Source organism: Rhodococcus sp. Ni2 (assembly GCF_021352185.1).
GTDB classification, from domain to species: domain Bacteria; phylum Actinomycetota; class Actinomycetes; order Mycobacteriales; family Mycobacteriaceae; genus Rhodococcus_F; species Rhodococcus_F qingshengii.
On the sequence record NZ_WOXZ01000002.1, the window covers coordinates 1,874,155 to 1,888,076 of the forward strand.

General features: G+C 64.9%; 13 protein-coding genes. 9 read left to right on the plus strand and 4 right to left on the minus strand.

The genetic code is table 11. The features are described 5' to 3' along the window. Nucleotide 1: 1 nt before the first annotated feature. Complete coding sequence (locus GN300_RS22320) at nt 2–1,309, minus strand: PQQ-binding-like beta-propeller repeat protein (protein WP_063316594.1); 1,308 nt, start codon at nt 1,307–1,309, stop codon at nt 2–4. A 137-nt stretch (nt 1,310–1,446) separates the two neighbouring features. Between GN300_RS22320 and GN300_RS22325 the strand changes: the two genes are divergently transcribed. Beyond that, nucleotides 1,447–2,211 (plus strand): acyltransferase, encoded by a 765-nt coding sequence (locus GN300_RS22325; protein ID WP_003944741.1) that lies wholly within the window; start codon nt 1,447–1,449, stop codon nt 2,209–2,211. 96 nt (nt 2,212–2,307) lie between these two features. Then, complete coding sequence (locus tag GN300_RS22330; protein WP_003944749.1) at nt 2,308–2,943, plus strand: maleylpyruvate isomerase family mycothiol-dependent enzyme; 636 nt, start codon at nt 2,308–2,310, stop codon at nt 2,941–2,943. Between the two features lie 18 nt (nt 2,944–2,961). Here the strand turns inward: GN300_RS22330 and GN300_RS22335 are convergent, their stop codons facing one another. From GN300_RS22335 to GN300_RS22345, 3 genes are read right to left on the minus strand one after another with little or no spacing between them, the layout of a single operon-like run. Then, nucleotides 2,962–4,206 carry a glycosyltransferase family 4 protein gene (locus tag GN300_RS22335; protein ID WP_003944732.1) on the minus strand — a complete coding sequence of 415 codons (1,245 nt, stop codon included), beginning with the start codon at nt 4,204–4,206 and terminating at the stop codon, nt 2,962–2,964. Continuing rightward, nucleotides 4,203–5,729, minus strand: coding sequence for a glycoside hydrolase family 57 protein (locus GN300_RS22340; protein WP_037125876.1), 1,527 nt, complete (start codon nt 5,727–5,729; stop codon nt 4,203–4,205). The genes GN300_RS22335 and GN300_RS22340 overlap by 4 nt, the downstream gene beginning before the upstream one ends. 29 nt (nt 5,730–5,758) lie before the next feature. After that, nucleotides 5,759–6,538: a bifunctional 2-polyprenyl-6-hydroxyphenol methylase/3-demethylubiquinol 3-O-methyltransferase UbiG gene (locus tag GN300_RS22345; RefSeq protein ID WP_051720803.1), complete on the minus strand. Its 780-nt coding sequence runs from the start codon at nt 6,536–6,538 to the stop codon at nt 5,759–5,761. 271 nt (nt 6,539–6,809) lie between these two features. On the opposite strand from GN300_RS22345, the gene GN300_RS22350 reads away from it, so the two are divergent. From GN300_RS22350 to GN300_RS22380, 7 genes are all read left to right on the plus strand, one after another. Further along, on the plus strand, nt 6,810–7,610 hold the full coding sequence (locus GN300_RS22350) for an electron transfer flavoprotein subunit beta/FixA family protein (protein ID WP_003944754.1): 801 nt from the start codon (nt 6,810–6,812) through the stop codon (nt 7,608–7,610). Nucleotides 7,611–7,658: 48 nt separating this feature from the next. After that, nucleotides 7,659–8,615: an electron transfer flavoprotein subunit alpha/FixB family protein gene (locus tag GN300_RS22355; protein WP_003944698.1), complete on the plus strand. Its 957-nt coding sequence runs from the start codon at nt 7,659–7,661 to the stop codon at nt 8,613–8,615. Nucleotides 8,616–8,750: 135 nt separating this feature from the next. Then, nucleotides 8,751–9,587, plus strand: coding sequence for a GNAT family N-acetyltransferase (locus GN300_RS22360; protein WP_003944707.1), 837 nt, complete (start codon nt 8,751–8,753; stop codon nt 9,585–9,587). Further along, nucleotides 9,587–10,486: a 1-acyl-sn-glycerol-3-phosphate acyltransferase gene (locus GN300_RS22365; protein WP_050655131.1), complete on the plus strand. Its 900-nt coding sequence runs from the start codon at nt 9,587–9,589 to the stop codon at nt 10,484–10,486. Before GN300_RS22360 ends, GN300_RS22365 begins: the two co-directional genes overlap by 1 nt. A gap of 52 nt (nt 10,487–10,538) precedes the next feature. Beyond that, complete coding sequence (locus GN300_RS22370; protein WP_019747909.1) at nt 10,539–11,768, plus strand: cysteine desulfurase family protein; 1,230 nt, start codon at nt 10,539–10,541, stop codon at nt 11,766–11,768. Beyond that, nucleotides 11,768–12,880, plus strand: a complete 1,113-nt coding sequence (gene mnmA, locus GN300_RS22375) for a tRNA 2-thiouridine(34) synthase MnmA (protein WP_063316593.1) — start codon at nt 11,768–11,770, stop codon at nt 12,878–12,880. Before GN300_RS22370 ends, mnmA begins: the two co-directional genes overlap by 1 nt. Beyond that, nucleotides 12,877–13,899 (plus strand): methionine synthase, encoded by a 1,023-nt coding sequence (locus GN300_RS22380; RefSeq protein WP_063316592.1) that lies wholly within the window; start codon nt 12,877–12,879, stop codon nt 13,897–13,899. The genes mnmA and GN300_RS22380 overlap by 4 nt, the downstream gene beginning before the upstream one ends. The last annotated feature ends 23 nt before the right edge of the window (nt 13,900–13,922 follow it).

The following is a 13,922-nucleotide window of genomic DNA, read 5'->3' on the forward strand; positions in this document are numbered from 1 at the left end:
CTCACTTGAAGACGAACAGCTCACCGATTGCGCTGGGCGTCAACACTTCGCCCTTGGGGCCGATCGAGGTGCCGACGGTGAAGCCGACTGCTCCCGGCAACGTGTCCTGATCCACCGTCTCACCGGTTTCGGTGTCGAAGGTGATCAGGCTCAGTCCGTTCTCACCCTCGCGTACGACGGTGTATCCGGTGTTGCCGGCGGTCTGCGCCGGAACGCCCAGTTGCAGAATGTCTTTACGTTCCCAGGCCAGTTCGGCGTGATCTCCCTCGTCGCGCACGGCAAGGAGGTGGCCCTTGTCGCCGCCGGCGGGAATGATCAAACCGTCGTCGGACGTCGAGGCACTACCGGCCGAGTTGAAGCCGATGTCGTAACTCCACCTGGTGTCACCGGTTTCAGCGTTCACTGCCCAGAGAGATCCGTTGTTGTCGGTGGCGTAGACGGTCTTGCCGTCCTTCGACAGGTCCGGGCTCGACGCCGTTCCACCGGGAAGCGCGTCGGTGGACCACTCGCGGGTGATGGACGGATTGTCGCCGCCCGTGTACTTCATGGCGACCAGATCGGCTGCCTGAGAACTGGGTCCGTAGAAGGTGAAGTAGAACTTGCCGGTGCCCAGGTCCACTGCCGGGGTATTGGCCACCGGGCAGCCGGACGTGCCGAGGAAGCACTCGTTCAAACCCTTGTTGTCGGGAATGAGTTCTGCATTCGCGCCCTGGTCGATCGACGGCGGCGGGATCAGGTCGAACGACGGAACCACTTTTGCGCCGGTCTGCGGGTTGAGCACGTTGATCTGACCCAATTGGGTGATGAACAACAGGTTTCCGTCGCCGGTGAACTGTGACGAGAGAGGAGTGCCCACAACGAGCGTGCGCCAACGCAATTGACCAGTCTCGGTGAAGGACATCATCGCGCCGCTCTCGCCGACGTAGACATTGGTGGCAGTGTCGACGATGGGCGTCGAGGCGACTACTCCGTCGTTGAGTCGAGCGCACCACTTCTTGCGACCCGAATCCATCTGGAACGAGAAGAGATTGCAGCCGTTCTCGGTGCGGGCGGTGACGAAGCTCTGGCCGTTCGCGGCCACCGAGGCGTACGCGGCAACCGGACCGCCGAGAGGGCGTGACCATGCGAACTCGACATTGCGTGATCCGGTGACCGGGCTCGTGTCGCTGTTGCGGGCGTCGGCATGCATGGCCGGCCAACCCGCCGACGCGTACCGGTCCACCCGTCCGTCGTCGCTGCCGCAACCGGCGATCAGGGCCGCAGCGATCGCCGTCGACACCATCACGGACGACCGTAGGACCCGCCGCATCACAATCTCCCTGCCTTCACTTGATCAAGAGCCCTCGGTAACTGCACAAGCCCGGACCAGAGACTATCCCGACCGGGGCAACGTGACGGGGCACACCCCGAGGGTCGGTGAGTCGGCCCCACGTAGGCTGAACACTCATGACGAGCATGTGGGGCGCACCGTTGCGCACTCGATGGCGGGGATCACGCCGAGGCGACAGCGATCAGGCCAAGTTCTTGACGGTCGATTCCCTCAAATGGGTTCTGGCGAACAAGGCGTACACACCCTGGTATCTGGTGCGGTACTACCGTCTCGCCAAGTTCAAGATGGCCAACCCGCACGTGATCCTGCGCGGCATGGTGTTCCTCGGCAAGAACGTCGAAATCCATTCCACCCCCGACCTGTCCCGCCTCGAGATCGGGCGCTGGGTGCACATCGGTGACGGCAACGCGATCCGCTGCCACGAAGGCTCGCTGCGCATCGGCGACAAGGTCGTCTTCGGCAAGGACAACGTCGTCAACACGTACCTCGACATCGAAATCGGTGCGTCGACGCTCGTAGCCGACTGGTGCTACATCTGCGACTTCGACCACCGCATGGACGACATCAACACACCGATCAAGGACCAGGGCATCGTCAAGGGCCCCGTCCGTATCGGCCCGGACACGTGGGTGGCAGCGAAGGTCACCGTGCTGCGAAATACCCGCGTCGGACGCGGTTGTGTCCTCGGGGCGCACGCCGTCGTCAAAGGCGACATCCCGGACTACAGCATCGCGGTCGGCTCGCCCGCGAAGGCGGTCAAGAACCGCAAGTCCGATTGGGAAGCCGGCGCTGCCGATCGCGCGAAGTACATCGCGGCGCTCGAAGACATCGCGCGCAAGAAGGCCGCCGCAGACGCTGCCGACGCGTCGTCGACGTCGTAGCTCATTTTCCGCAGAACCAGCGATTACTTTCGGCGCTGCCACCGGTCTGTATCGGTATCGGCGCCGAAAGTCTGCGCCGGTGAAAGGAGTGCCGACATGAGCGAACAGACACCCGAATGGGTCGTGGCGCAGCGCCGCGAACTGGTGGGATTTCTCGAAGGCCTGAGCACGGAGCAGTGGAACGCGCCGACCCTGTGCGAGGGGTGGCGGGTCCGCGAAGTGATCGCGCACATCACCATGCCCTACCGATACTCGGCGCCGCGATTCGTCGTGGAAATGGTCAAGTCACGCGGAAACTTCAACAAGATGTCGAACCGGCGAGCGCTCGCCGATGCGTCGGAAGTCGGTGAGCGACAACTGCTTGCCTCGCTTCGCGACAACGTTGCACACCCGTGGAAGCCACCAGGCGGCGGCTTCGAGGGTGCGCTCTCGCACGACGTGATCCACGGTCAGGACATTCGCGTGGCACTCGGCGACGATTACGTGGTGCCCGAAGACCGGCTCACTCGTGTGCTCAGCGGACTCTCGCCCAAAACCGTGAAGTATTTCGGAACTGACCTCGACGGCGCTCGGTTGCGCGCCGACGACCGAGACTGGACGTACGGTGCCGGCGCCGAGGTTCACGGGGCGGCGCAGGATCTCCTGCTCGTGCTGTGCGGCCGGATGCTGCCACCAGGCCATCTGCTCGGGGATGCGAGTTCTCGTTTCACCGCGCCACTCCCGACCCCCTGAGATCAGCACAAAGCGAGCTCAGCGACCGGGCAGCGGACGCTCGGGGATCTGCGGACGGGCCAACGGCTGTCGCACCCGACGCTTCGCGCCCGCGTAGACGTGAGCAGTCTCCTCGGCGACCTGATGCCAGTCGAAGTCCGATGTCAGGCGTGCGCGGGCGGCCACTGCCCGTTCCTGTGCCCCGGCGGGATCGTCGAGTACCTCGCGGACAGCCGAGGTGAGCCCGGCGATGTCGCCCGGTTGGAAGGACATCCCCGTCACCCCGTCGACGACGGCTTCGCCCAGTCCGCCTGCGGTGGACGTGATCAGCGGAGTGCCGGCCGCCGCCGCTTCGAGGGCGATGATCCCGAAAGGCTCGTAGCGCGACGGCAGGACGATGGCGTCCGCTCCGTGCAGCCAGCTGAGCAGTTCCGTGTGATCGAGGTTGCCGAGAAAGTCCACCGCCCGCGCGACGCGATGCGTGCGTGCCTGTTGGTAGAGCCAGGTGAACTGGGTGCCTTCGCCCGCGATCGCGAGGGTCGTGCCGGGGTGGCTACGACGGATTCGGGGGAGTGCTGCGATGGCGTCCTGCACGCCCTTCTCGTATTCCAGGCGGCCGACGAAGAGGAGTTTCGGCGGTCCGGATCGCGGTCCACGTTCGCGAAAGTTCCACGTGGTCACGTCGATTCCGTTGCGGATGACGGTGATCGGCGGCAGCGTCGGGCCGTAGAGCTCGGTCACTTCTTCCTGCATGGACGCCGAACAAGTTATGAGAGAGTCGGATTCGTTTGCCAGCCACCACTCGACGGAGTGGACCTGGCGGTTGATGCGTCCGGAGATCCAGCCGCTGTGGCGACCCGCCTCGGTGGCGTGAAGTGTGGAAACCAGTGGGACATCATAGAATTCGGCCAGGGCGATCGCCGGATGTGCGACCAGCCAGTCGTGCGCGTGCACGACGTCGGGCTGCCAGCCCTCGCCCACTCCTGGCTTGTGCAGCGCCATCCCGGCACGGACCATCGCGTGACCCATCGCGAGGGTCCACGCGAGCATGTCCTCGCCGAAGACGAAGTGCGCGGGGTCCTCGGCCACTGCGACGACAAGGACGCCTTCGGAAATGTGCGTAATCGTCGGGTGCGTCGACGCATCCGTGCCGGAGGGGCGGCGCGAGAGAACCACGACCTCGTGGCCCGCGGCTGCCAATTCGGTGGCGAGATGGTGGACGTGTCGACCGAGCCCGCCGACGACGACCGGTGGGTACTCCCACGAGACGATGAGAATTTTCACGACGGACTCAGTTCTGTGTCAGGTAGACGGCGAGCATCCAGTCCCGGGAACAACCCGTCGGCGCGATTCCAGCCTTCGGCGAGTCGCTCGGCGACGGCATCGCGGCCGGAAACGAGCGCTTCGGAGATTTCCCTGGTCGCGTGGGCGTGCTTGTGTGCGCGTTCGCGGGCGTACCCCGCGGCCGAATCCTTGCTCACCATGAATGCCCAATCGCTCGAAACTGTCATCAGTGTCTCGCGAAGTACCTGATCGTTGACCCGGTTTCGCAGTTCCGGTCGGCCGGGTGCGTTGTCGCGTCCGCGAGACTTGTCCACGGTGGTGAGCGCGGTATCGACCACCTCGGAGTTCAGTTGCACCAGGTCGGACACCTGATCGCCGGCCCAGACACGCCAGTCCTTACCCGATCCCCAGGACGAATCCTCGAGTTGAACGGGTTCGCCGACGTATCCCGATGCCTTGGCGTCGGCGAGGGTGCCGACGCGAATTCCGGCCTCGGGAAGCGCGCGCAGGAGTTTTTCGAGCCACTGCGGACCCTCGTGCCACCAGTGCCCGAACAGTTCGGTGTCGAAAGCTGCGACCACCAGGGCGTCGCGGCCGATGCGGGTGGATTCACTGCGCAGACGCGCCCGAACGGTTTCGACGAAGTCGGCGACATGCTTGTCGACGGCGGCGGCGGCGAGTTCGGGGTCGTACGGCAACTTGTCGGCGGAGTCGACGGTCCGTCCGGTGACCCGCGACGGCTTGAGGCCCGTCTCGTGGTCGTAGGTGTGGAAGTCGCGGTAGGCGGCGTGTCCCGGATATCCGGATTTGGGGGACCAGACGCGGTAGCTGACCTGCAGGTCGCGGCCGAATGCAACCACGTCGGATTCTCGAACCGGGCGGCCGAGGGACGTGTCGCCGCGCAAGGCGGGGCCGTCGACCATGAAGTGGGTGACGCCCGCTTCGGCGTACCCGCGCTCCATGCCCGGGGTGTACCCGCACTCGGGTCCCCAGATCCCGGTCGGAGTGTGATTCCACCGGGCATGCGCGTCGGCGAGACCTTCGCGGAGGGAGAACGCCCGCAAGCGAGGATCGAGCAGCGGTTGGAACGGGTGGGCCAGCGGCCCGCCGAGAAGCTCGAAGGCCTCGCGATCGATGAGGTCGCGGAACACCGGTGAGGCGCCGTGCTGCCAGTGAGTCTCGAAATCTGCGAGAGCGGCAGCTGAGGCCCGGTGCTCGCGCGCGCCGAGTTCGCGGTGCGCCGCGTCCGGCATGCCGGCAGCCTCGTGGGCGCGGATTTGCCAGTTGCCGAGCCAGTGATGCATCCCGGCGAGGCAGTGGGGATCGTCCAACTGGGCCGCGAGCACCGGCGTGATTCCCAGCGTCAGCAGGTGCGATCGGCCCTCGTCGGCCAGGCGACGTAGCGCGGCGGCGAGCGGAATGTACGACGCAGCCCAGGACTGGTAGATCCATTCCTCGCCGACGGGCCATCTGCCGTGGTTGGCGAGCCACGGCAGATGGGAGTGCAGAACCAGGGCGAACATCCCCGGTTCGGTGACGGGTGTTGCGTTACTCACTCGCCGGATTCCTTCACGGCAATAGCGACGAGGTCGAGGCTGTCGTCGATGTCGGGTTCGCTGATGCTGAAGTCGTCGACGGTGATGCCCTCGACGTCGCGGGTGAGATCTTCCGGCCAGGGCTCGCCGGCCAACGCGCGGTCGATCTGCGCATTGATGAACGATCCGCCGTGCTTGGCGTCGAGTTCCTTCAGACGTGAACCGTGGTGGACGCCGGTCATCAACTGAACGCGGAATCCGGCGTCTTCGAGCAATTCGGTCATTTCGGAGGCGTTGAGCTCACGAGTGTGGAAAGGGTTGAGCGGCGTGTCGCGGCCGGGGGAGAAGGTGATCCGGTTGGGGGTGCTGATGAGAAGTTCACCGCCGGGAGCGAGAACTCGGAAGCATTCGCGTAGGAACTGACCCTGATCCCACAGGTGCTCGATCACCTGGAAATTGACGACGACGTCAACCGAGTTGTCGGCCAGTGGAAGCTCGGCGAGGTTGCCGTGGAGCATCTCGACGCGGGGGTAGCGGGCACGGACGTGCTCGACCGCGGAGATGTCGTAGTCGAGGCCGGTAACCTTTGTTGCGACGTCCGCAATCATGTTGGCGCCGTAGCCTTCTCCGGAACCGGCCTCGAGGACTCGGCGGTTCGTGCAGCGCTCCAGAAGTGCGCGGTACACCACTTCGTGGCGTCGGAACCAGTAGTTCTCCTCGGGGATTCCTGGCACGGTTCGTTCGCCCGTCAAGGGCAGGGGTGCGTCCTCGTGGTTGCTGACACTCGTTTCACTCACCCGTGCGAGATTAGTGCCATCCGAGTAGAACGTGTTCGCCGTGGTCCAGATCACTGCTGTCAATTCCTGTTCGTGCCGTTATGGTGGACGAGGTTCCACGTTAAGTTACCCACCGGTAACTTAACGTGGGGTAATCTAACGCACAGCCGACGTGAACCGAGAAATTCGCCCGTAGGGAGACCTGTCGGACTCTCTTTTCGGACGCTCGGACTGCGCGAGCACCACAGACGATTTATCAGGTGAATTACACACAGGAGGTCGACGAAGACCCATGACGAATATCGTTGTTTTGATCAAGCAGGTCCCCGACACATGGTCCGAGCGCAAGCTGACCGACGGCGACTACACGCTTGACCGTGAAGCCGCCGACGCAGTCCTCGACGAGATCAACGAGCGCTCCGTCGAAGAAGCACTCCTCATCAAGGAAGCTCAGGGCGGTGAGGTTACGGTGCTGTCCGCAGGTCCCGACCGCGCCACCGACGCTATCCGCAAGGCTCTCTCGATGGGCGCCGACAAGGCCGTCCACATCAACGACCCGGCACTGCACGGCTCCGACGCGATCCAGACCGCATGGACGCTCGCTGCTGCTCTCGGACAGATCACCTTCGAGAACGACGAGCCTGCCGACCTGATCATCGCCGGCAACGAGGCCACCGACGGCCGCGTCGGCGCTGTTCCGGCCATCATCGCCGAGTACCTGGGCATCCCGCAGCTCACGCAGCTGCGCAAGGTCGTCGTCGCCGACGGCAAGATCACCGGTGAGCGCGAGACCGACGAGGGCGTCTTCGGCCTCGAGGCTTCGCTGCCCGCGATCGTCTCGGTCACCGAGAAGATCAACGAGCCGCGCTTCCCGTCCTTCAAGGGCATCATGGCCGCGAAGAAGAAGGAAGTTCTCGTCTACACGCTGGCCGACCTCGGAGTCGACCCGGAGACCGTCGGAGTTGCCAACGCCGGCACCACCGTGACGTCCTCCACCCCCAAGCCCCCCCGTACCGCTGGTGAGCGCATCGTCGACGAGGGAGACGGTGGCACCAAGATTGCCGCGTACCTCGTCAGCAACAAGGTCATCTGATCGCGCCCTTCTAGACATCCAGCAGAAGAACTCAGGGAGAGTTAAGTCATGGCAGAAGTACTTGTGCTCGTAGAGCACGCAGAGGGTGCGCTGAAGAAGGTCAGCACCGAACTCATCACCGCTGCACGCGCACTCGGTGAGCCGTCGGCAGTTGTCGCCGGCCCCGCGGGCACCGCAGCAAAGCTCGCCGACGCTCTGGCAGCAGCCGGCGCCGAGAAGATCTACGTCGCCGAGTCCGACGACATCGACGGCTACCTGGTCACCCCCAAGGTCGACGTTCTCGCCGCTCTGGTCGAGTCCACCAGCCCGGCAGCAGTCATCACCGCAGCCGGCACCGAGGGCAAAGAGGTTGCCGGTCGTCTGGCCGCACGTCTGGGCTCCGGATTGCTGACCGACGTCATCGAGATCAAGGCTGACGGCACCGGCGTCCACTCCATCTTCGGTGGCGCGTTCACCGTCGAGGCCAAGGCCAACGGCGACGTTCCGGTCTACTCGGTTCGTCCGGGCGCAGTCGAGGCTGCTCCGCAGGCCGGCGCAGGCGAGCAGATCACCGTCGAGGTTCCGGCCCAGGACGAGAGTGCCGTCAAGGTCACCTCGCGTGAGCCCATTGTCGGCGGCGACCGCCCGGAGCTCACCGAGGCGTCGGTTGTCGTCTCCGGTGGACGTGGTGTCGGCAGCGCGGACAAGTTCTCCGTCGTCGAAGAGCTGGCCGACTCCCTCGGCGCTGCAGTCGGTGCTTCGCGTGCCGCTGTGGACTCGGGTTACTACCCCGGACAGTTCCAGGTCGGTCAGACCGGTAAGACGGTCTCGCCGCAGCTGTACATCGCGCTCGGCATTTCCGGTGCCATCCAGCACCGTGCCGGCATGCAGACGTCCAAGACCATCGTCGCGGTCAACAAGGACGAAGAGGCACCCATCTTCGAGATCGCCGACTTCGGCATCGTGGGCGACCTGTTCAACGTCGCACCGCAGCTCACCGAAGCTGTGAAGTCCCACAAGGGCTGAAAAGCACAAACTGCTGTGCGCCTTTATCAACCCCCCGCGGTTGATAAAGGCGCACAGTGCTTTATTCACCCGGCCTGCATCGGCATGTCACTTCGTCGATACCGAGACGCCGTTCGCGCTCGATAAACCTTGCGCATGACAATTACGTCAGTCCTTCGCTCCGCGAGTGACAATCTCGGCCGTGAGGTCGCCCAGCCGAGATATTCCCTGATCGTCTCCTCCGACCGCGAGCATCGTGTCGCTGCGCAGCGCCTTCGATACCGAGTGTTCGCCTCCGAGCCAGGCTTCTCCCTCCCCGCTTCGGCCGGGGTGTTCGAACTCGACGCCGACGCCTTCGACGAATTCTGTGATCATCTTCTCGTTCGCGACAACATCACCGAGGAGTACGTCGGCTGCTACCGAATGCTGCCGCCGGATTCCGCTGCGGCGGCCGGTGGGTATTACACCGCAACGGAATTCGACATCTCCGCGCTCGATCCGGTGGCGAACAGGATCGTCGAAATGGGTCGCGCGTGCGTCGATCCCGCTCACCGCACCGGATCCGTCCTGAGCCTGATGTGGTCGGGCATCCTGCACTATCTCGAATTGACCGGATACGAGTGGGTGATGGGCTGCGTCTCCGTGCCCGTCTTGCCGAGCCCCGATTCAATTGCCGGCGCCGATGTCCGCGGCGTCCGTGACTTCGTGATGAACAAGCACGCCAGTCCGGGGTCGCGGCGGGTGATCCCACGAAACCCGGTGGTCCTCGGGGGTCTGACGCTCGACGAGATCGCCGCACCGGAACGCGTGACGATGCCACCGTTGCTCCGTGGTTACTTGCGGATGGGCGCGATGATCTGCGGGGAACCTGCTCACGATCCCGAGTTCGGTGTGGCCGATTTTGTTGCGCTGCAAGGCCTTCACTCCGCCAACAAGCGGTACCTCGAACGGCTGCGATCGGCGGCCGCCGCACACGAGTCGGGGATCGGCTGATGACCGCGGCGGTGCCGTACTGGGTGCCGACGAGCCCCTGCGGCGACGGGTGCCTACCCGCGGACGCACCCGGTGTGTCGAGTATCACCGTGATGGCCCGCGGGGTCATGGTCGGTGCCGCACTGTTGACTGCGCCTGTGCTTTCGGCCGGCTGGCTCCTCCCGCGCACCTGGCGTACTGAGATGCAACGCGGATACTCGCGCGCGTTGCTTCGTTGTCTGGGGATGAAGCTGACGGTCGACGACCAGCGGTTGGGGCGCGCGGAACCTGACGGGGTCATGGTTGTCGCCGGTCACGTGTCCTGGACCGACGTCCTCGTCGCGAGCGCCGTTGCTCCGGCCAACTTCGTCGCCCGCGCCGACCTGCTCGACTGGGCAGTGCTCGGCGGTCTCGCGCGCCGGATGCGCGTCGTCCCCATCGACCGCGCTCGCCTGCGTGAACTCCCCGGAACCGTCGACGTCGTTCGCGAACGCCTGCAGCGAGGTGTCCGGGTGATGGTGTTCCCCGAGGGAACGACCTGGTGCGGGCGGGCGTACGGCGGTTTTCGTCCGGCGATGTTCCAAGCAGCCGTCGACGCCGAATGCCCGGTTCAGCCGATGGCGATCCGCTACGAGAACGCCGACGGTTCCCTGTGCACCGGACCCTGCTTTGTCGGCACCGAAACGATCGGTCAGTCCATCCGTCGGATCCTGCGTCAGAAGAACGTCGAGGTGAAGGTCAGGCTGGCTCCGCTCGAGGAGGCAGGGGAGTGTCGAGCCGATCTCGCGCAGCGATGCGAGAGAGCCGTACGCGGCGTCGACATCATCGATCTGGCAGCTCACGACATCTTCGACCCCGCACCGGAACTCGTGACACAAGCCATGGGACAAATCGATCCTTCCCCGGCGATGAGCGCTTAGCCTGCTGAGCGAGGCTGGTCGAACTCTCGTGCTGGGCTATCCTTGTCAAGCCATGACTCTGCCTGCACACAGTGCCCACGCCGGATTTCCGGTGTACCTCGATCATGCCGCCACGACTCCGATGTCGGCAGCCGCTATCGAGGCGATGACCGATACCTTCAAAACCGTGGGCAACGCGTCCTCGCTGCACGGCTCCGGCCGTGCGGCCCGGCGCCGCGTCGAGGAATCGCGCGAATCGATCGCCGCCAGCCTGGGTGCGCGGCCGTCGGAGGTCATCTTCACCTCCGGAGGCACCGAGAGCGATAATCTCGCGGTCAAGGGCATCTACTGGGCTCGCCGTGACGCAGACCCGCGACGCACTCGCATCCTGGCCAGCTCCGTCGAGCATCATGCTGTGCTCGACGCCGTCGAGTGGCTCGAGCAGCACGAGGGCGCGCGCGTGACGTGGTTGCCGGTCGACGAGAACGGTGTCGTCGACCCGCAGACCTTGCGTGACGAGCTTTCCGTCCACGCCGACGAGGTAGCACTCGTGACGGTGATGTGGGCCAACAACGAGGTCGGCTCGATCATGCCGATCGTGGAGTTGGCGGAGATTTCGGCTGAGTTCGAGATTCCGATGCACAGCGACGCGGTTCAGGCAGTTGCACAATTGCCGGTCGATTTCGCGGCGAGCAAGTTGTCCGCGCTGAGCATCGCGGCACACAAGTTCGGTGGTCCGCACGGCGTCGGCGCACTGCTGCTCGGACGCCAGGTTCCGTGTGTGCCGCTCCTCCACGGCGGCGGACACGAACGTGATCTGCGTTCGGGCACTCCGGATACTGCGGGCGTTGTCGGGATGGCTGCGGCGCTGCGCGCAAACGTCGAGAACTTCGATTCCAGCACAAGGGAATTGGCGCAGTTGCGTGACCGTTTGATCGACGGAGTCCTGGAGATCCTTCCCGAGTCGGTGCTCAACGGCCCGACCGGTTCCGATCGGCTTCCCGGTAACGCGCACTTCACCTTCCCCGGTTGCGAGGGCGATTCGTTGCTGATGCTGCTCGACGCTGCCGGTATCGAATGTTCCACCGGTTCGGCCTGCACCGCCGGTGTGGCCAGGGCCAGCCACGTCTTGATCGCGATGGGCGTCGAATCGCCCGTCGCGCGTGGCTCACTGAGATTTTCGCTCGGACATACGTCGAGTGTCACCGATGTGGACGCGCTCATCGCTGCGCTTCCACAAGTAGTAGAGCGCGCTCGGGCCGCCGGTCTTGCCGGTGCCGGTTCGCGTGGAGGGGATCGCTGATGCGAGTACTCGCAGCCATGAGCGGAGGTGTCGACTCCGCTGTCGCCGCCGCCCGCGCTGTCGCCGCCGGACACGACGTCGTCGGCGTTCATCTTGCTTTGTCCACGGCGCCGGGCGCATTGCGGACGGGTTCGCGTGGATGCTGCTCGAAGGAAGATGCCGGCGACGCCAGGCGCGCCGCCGACGTTCTCGGAATACCCTTCTACGTCTGGGATTTCGCCGATCGCTTCAAGGAAGACGTGATCGACGACTTCGTGGCGTCGTACGCAGCGGGTGAGACCCCCAATCCGTGCCTGCGCTGCAACGAGAAGATCAAGTTCACCGCACTCGCCGACCGTGCAGTCGCTCTCGGCTTCGACGCCGTGGCGACCGGTCACTACGCGCGCCTCGAAGACGGCGTCCTGCGCCGGGCGGTCGACGCTGACAAGGACCAGTCGTATGTCCTCGGTGTGCTGACGGCTGAGCAGCTTTCGCGAGCGATGTTCCCGATCGGTGACACACCGAAAGAACGGATCCGCGAGGAAGCCGCCGAGCGCGGTCTGGCTGTGGCGAACAAGCCTGACAGTCACGACATCTGCTTCATCCCGACCGGCGACACACGAGCATTCCTGGGTGCGCGCATCGGCGTTCGTCCGGGAAGCGTCGTCGACGCCGATTCGGGTGAAGTCCTCGCTGCACACGACGGCGTACACGGCTTCACGATCGGACAGCGCAAGGGTCTCGGCGTCGAAGGTCCGGCGGGTGACGGCCGTCCGCGGTACGTGACCGCGATCGAGCCCGAAACCGGAACGGTCCGAGTGGGTTCGGCCAAGAATCTCGACGTCTGGGCCATCTCGGCGCAGCGTGCGATCTGGACCTCGGGCCAGGCGCCGGAGGGCCCCGTCGAATGCATGGTGCAGGTTCGTGCGCACGGTGGACTGGCGCAGGCTGTTGCGGAGGCCGTCGACGACGGTACTTCAAGCGGCGGTATCTCGATCTCGTTGCGCGAACCACTGACCGGCGTCGCAAAGGGACAGGCCGTCGTGTTGTATCGCCCCGACCGCGAACTGGGCGACCAGGTTCTCGGCAGTGGCACCATCTCGGGCACCGAATCCGAGCCGAACACACTGTGACGCAGCAGGTTTCCATCGGTGGTCTCGTCACCGGAATCGGATCCTGGCCGGGCACGGATGCCCGCGAAAGTGCCGCAACCATCCTCGGTGAGCTGGGTGGTTTCCCGCATCTGGTGGAGTTGCCGAGCCGCGGACTCGGCGCTGACATGGTCGGCCGGGCGGGGGCAATTCTGGTCGATATCAACCTCGACGCCTCGACCCGTGCCTATCGAGTCGTGCCTCGGAGGGGCAATGTCGCGAAGCGAGCCGAGGACTTTCTGAATCAGGATCTCGACGCGCTCGAGGAAGCCTGGGAGTCAGCGCGCATGGTCGGCGAAGACCACGTCGTCAAGCTCCAAGTCGCCGGCCCGCTGACACTCGGCGCCGAGATCGAAGTCGCAAACGGTTCGCGAGTTCTCGTCGACCGCGGTGCGCTCCGCGACATCGCAGAATCACTCGGTGAGGGTCTCGCGCGTCATGCGGCCGAGGTCACTCGCCGCACCGGCGCCGCAGTGGTGATTCAGTTGGACGAGCCGCAGATCGCGGCAGTTCTGGCCGGTTCGCTGCCTGGGCGCACCAAGATGGAGAGCGTTCCGGCACTGCCGGAACCCGAGGCACTCGCCGTACTCGACTCGACGATCAGCGGTTGTGGACTGCCCACAATCGTCCACAGTTGCGGCACAGACATGCCGTGGGATCTACTGAGGCGAAGCCAGGCGTTCGGCGTGAGCTTCGACATGTCGCTCATCGGCTCACGCGATCTCGACGGTATCGGCCAGTTGTTCGACGCCGGCAAGGAATTGGCGCTCGGTCTGGTTCCGTCCGTGGAGCCGGAAAAGCCGGTGACGTGGAAAGAGTGTGCGATGCCCGCCGTCACACTGGTAGATCGTCTCGGCTTCTCTCGTGAACTCCTGCAGACCCAGGTCGCGGTCACTCCGCGTTGCGGTCTTTCGGGTGCGAACCTCGACTGGGCGCGTGCCGCCCTTCGGCTGTGTACAGACGTCGGCAAGGCATTGGTGGACGATCCGTCGGCGTTCTAGTGTGTGCGTTCCGATGTGGAGTC

Coding starts and splice junctions, on each gene's coding strand:
- GN300_RS22320 (WP_063316594.1), bottom strand. CDS start 1,309: ATGCGGCGGGTCCTACGGTCGTCCGTGATGGTGTCGACGGCGATCGCT.
- GN300_RS22325 (WP_003944741.1), top strand. CDS start 1,447: ATGACGAGCATGTGGGGCGCACCGTTGCGCACTCGATGGCGGGGATCA.
- GN300_RS22330 (WP_003944749.1), top strand. CDS start 2,308: ATGAGCGAACAGACACCCGAATGGGTCGTGGCGCAGCGCCGCGAACTG.
- GN300_RS22340 (WP_037125876.1), bottom strand. CDS start 5,729: ATGTTCGCCCTGGTTCTGCACTCCCATCTGCCGTGGCTCGCCAACCAC.
- GN300_RS22350 (WP_003944754.1), top strand. CDS start 6,810: ATGACGAATATCGTTGTTTTGATCAAGCAGGTCCCCGACACATGGTCC.
- GN300_RS22355 (WP_003944698.1), top strand. CDS start 7,659: ATGGCAGAAGTACTTGTGCTCGTAGAGCACGCAGAGGGTGCGCTGAAG.
- GN300_RS22360 (WP_003944707.1), top strand. CDS start 8,751: ATGACAATTACGTCAGTCCTTCGCTCCGCGAGTGACAATCTCGGCCGT.
- GN300_RS22365 (WP_050655131.1), top strand. CDS start 9,587: ATGACCGCGGCGGTGCCGTACTGGGTGCCGACGAGCCCCTGCGGCGAC.
- GN300_RS22370 (WP_019747909.1), top strand. CDS start 10,539: ATGACTCTGCCTGCACACAGTGCCCACGCCGGATTTCCGGTGTACCTC.
- mnmA (WP_063316593.1), top strand. CDS start 11,768: ATGCGAGTACTCGCAGCCATGAGCGGAGGTGTCGACTCCGCTGTCGCC.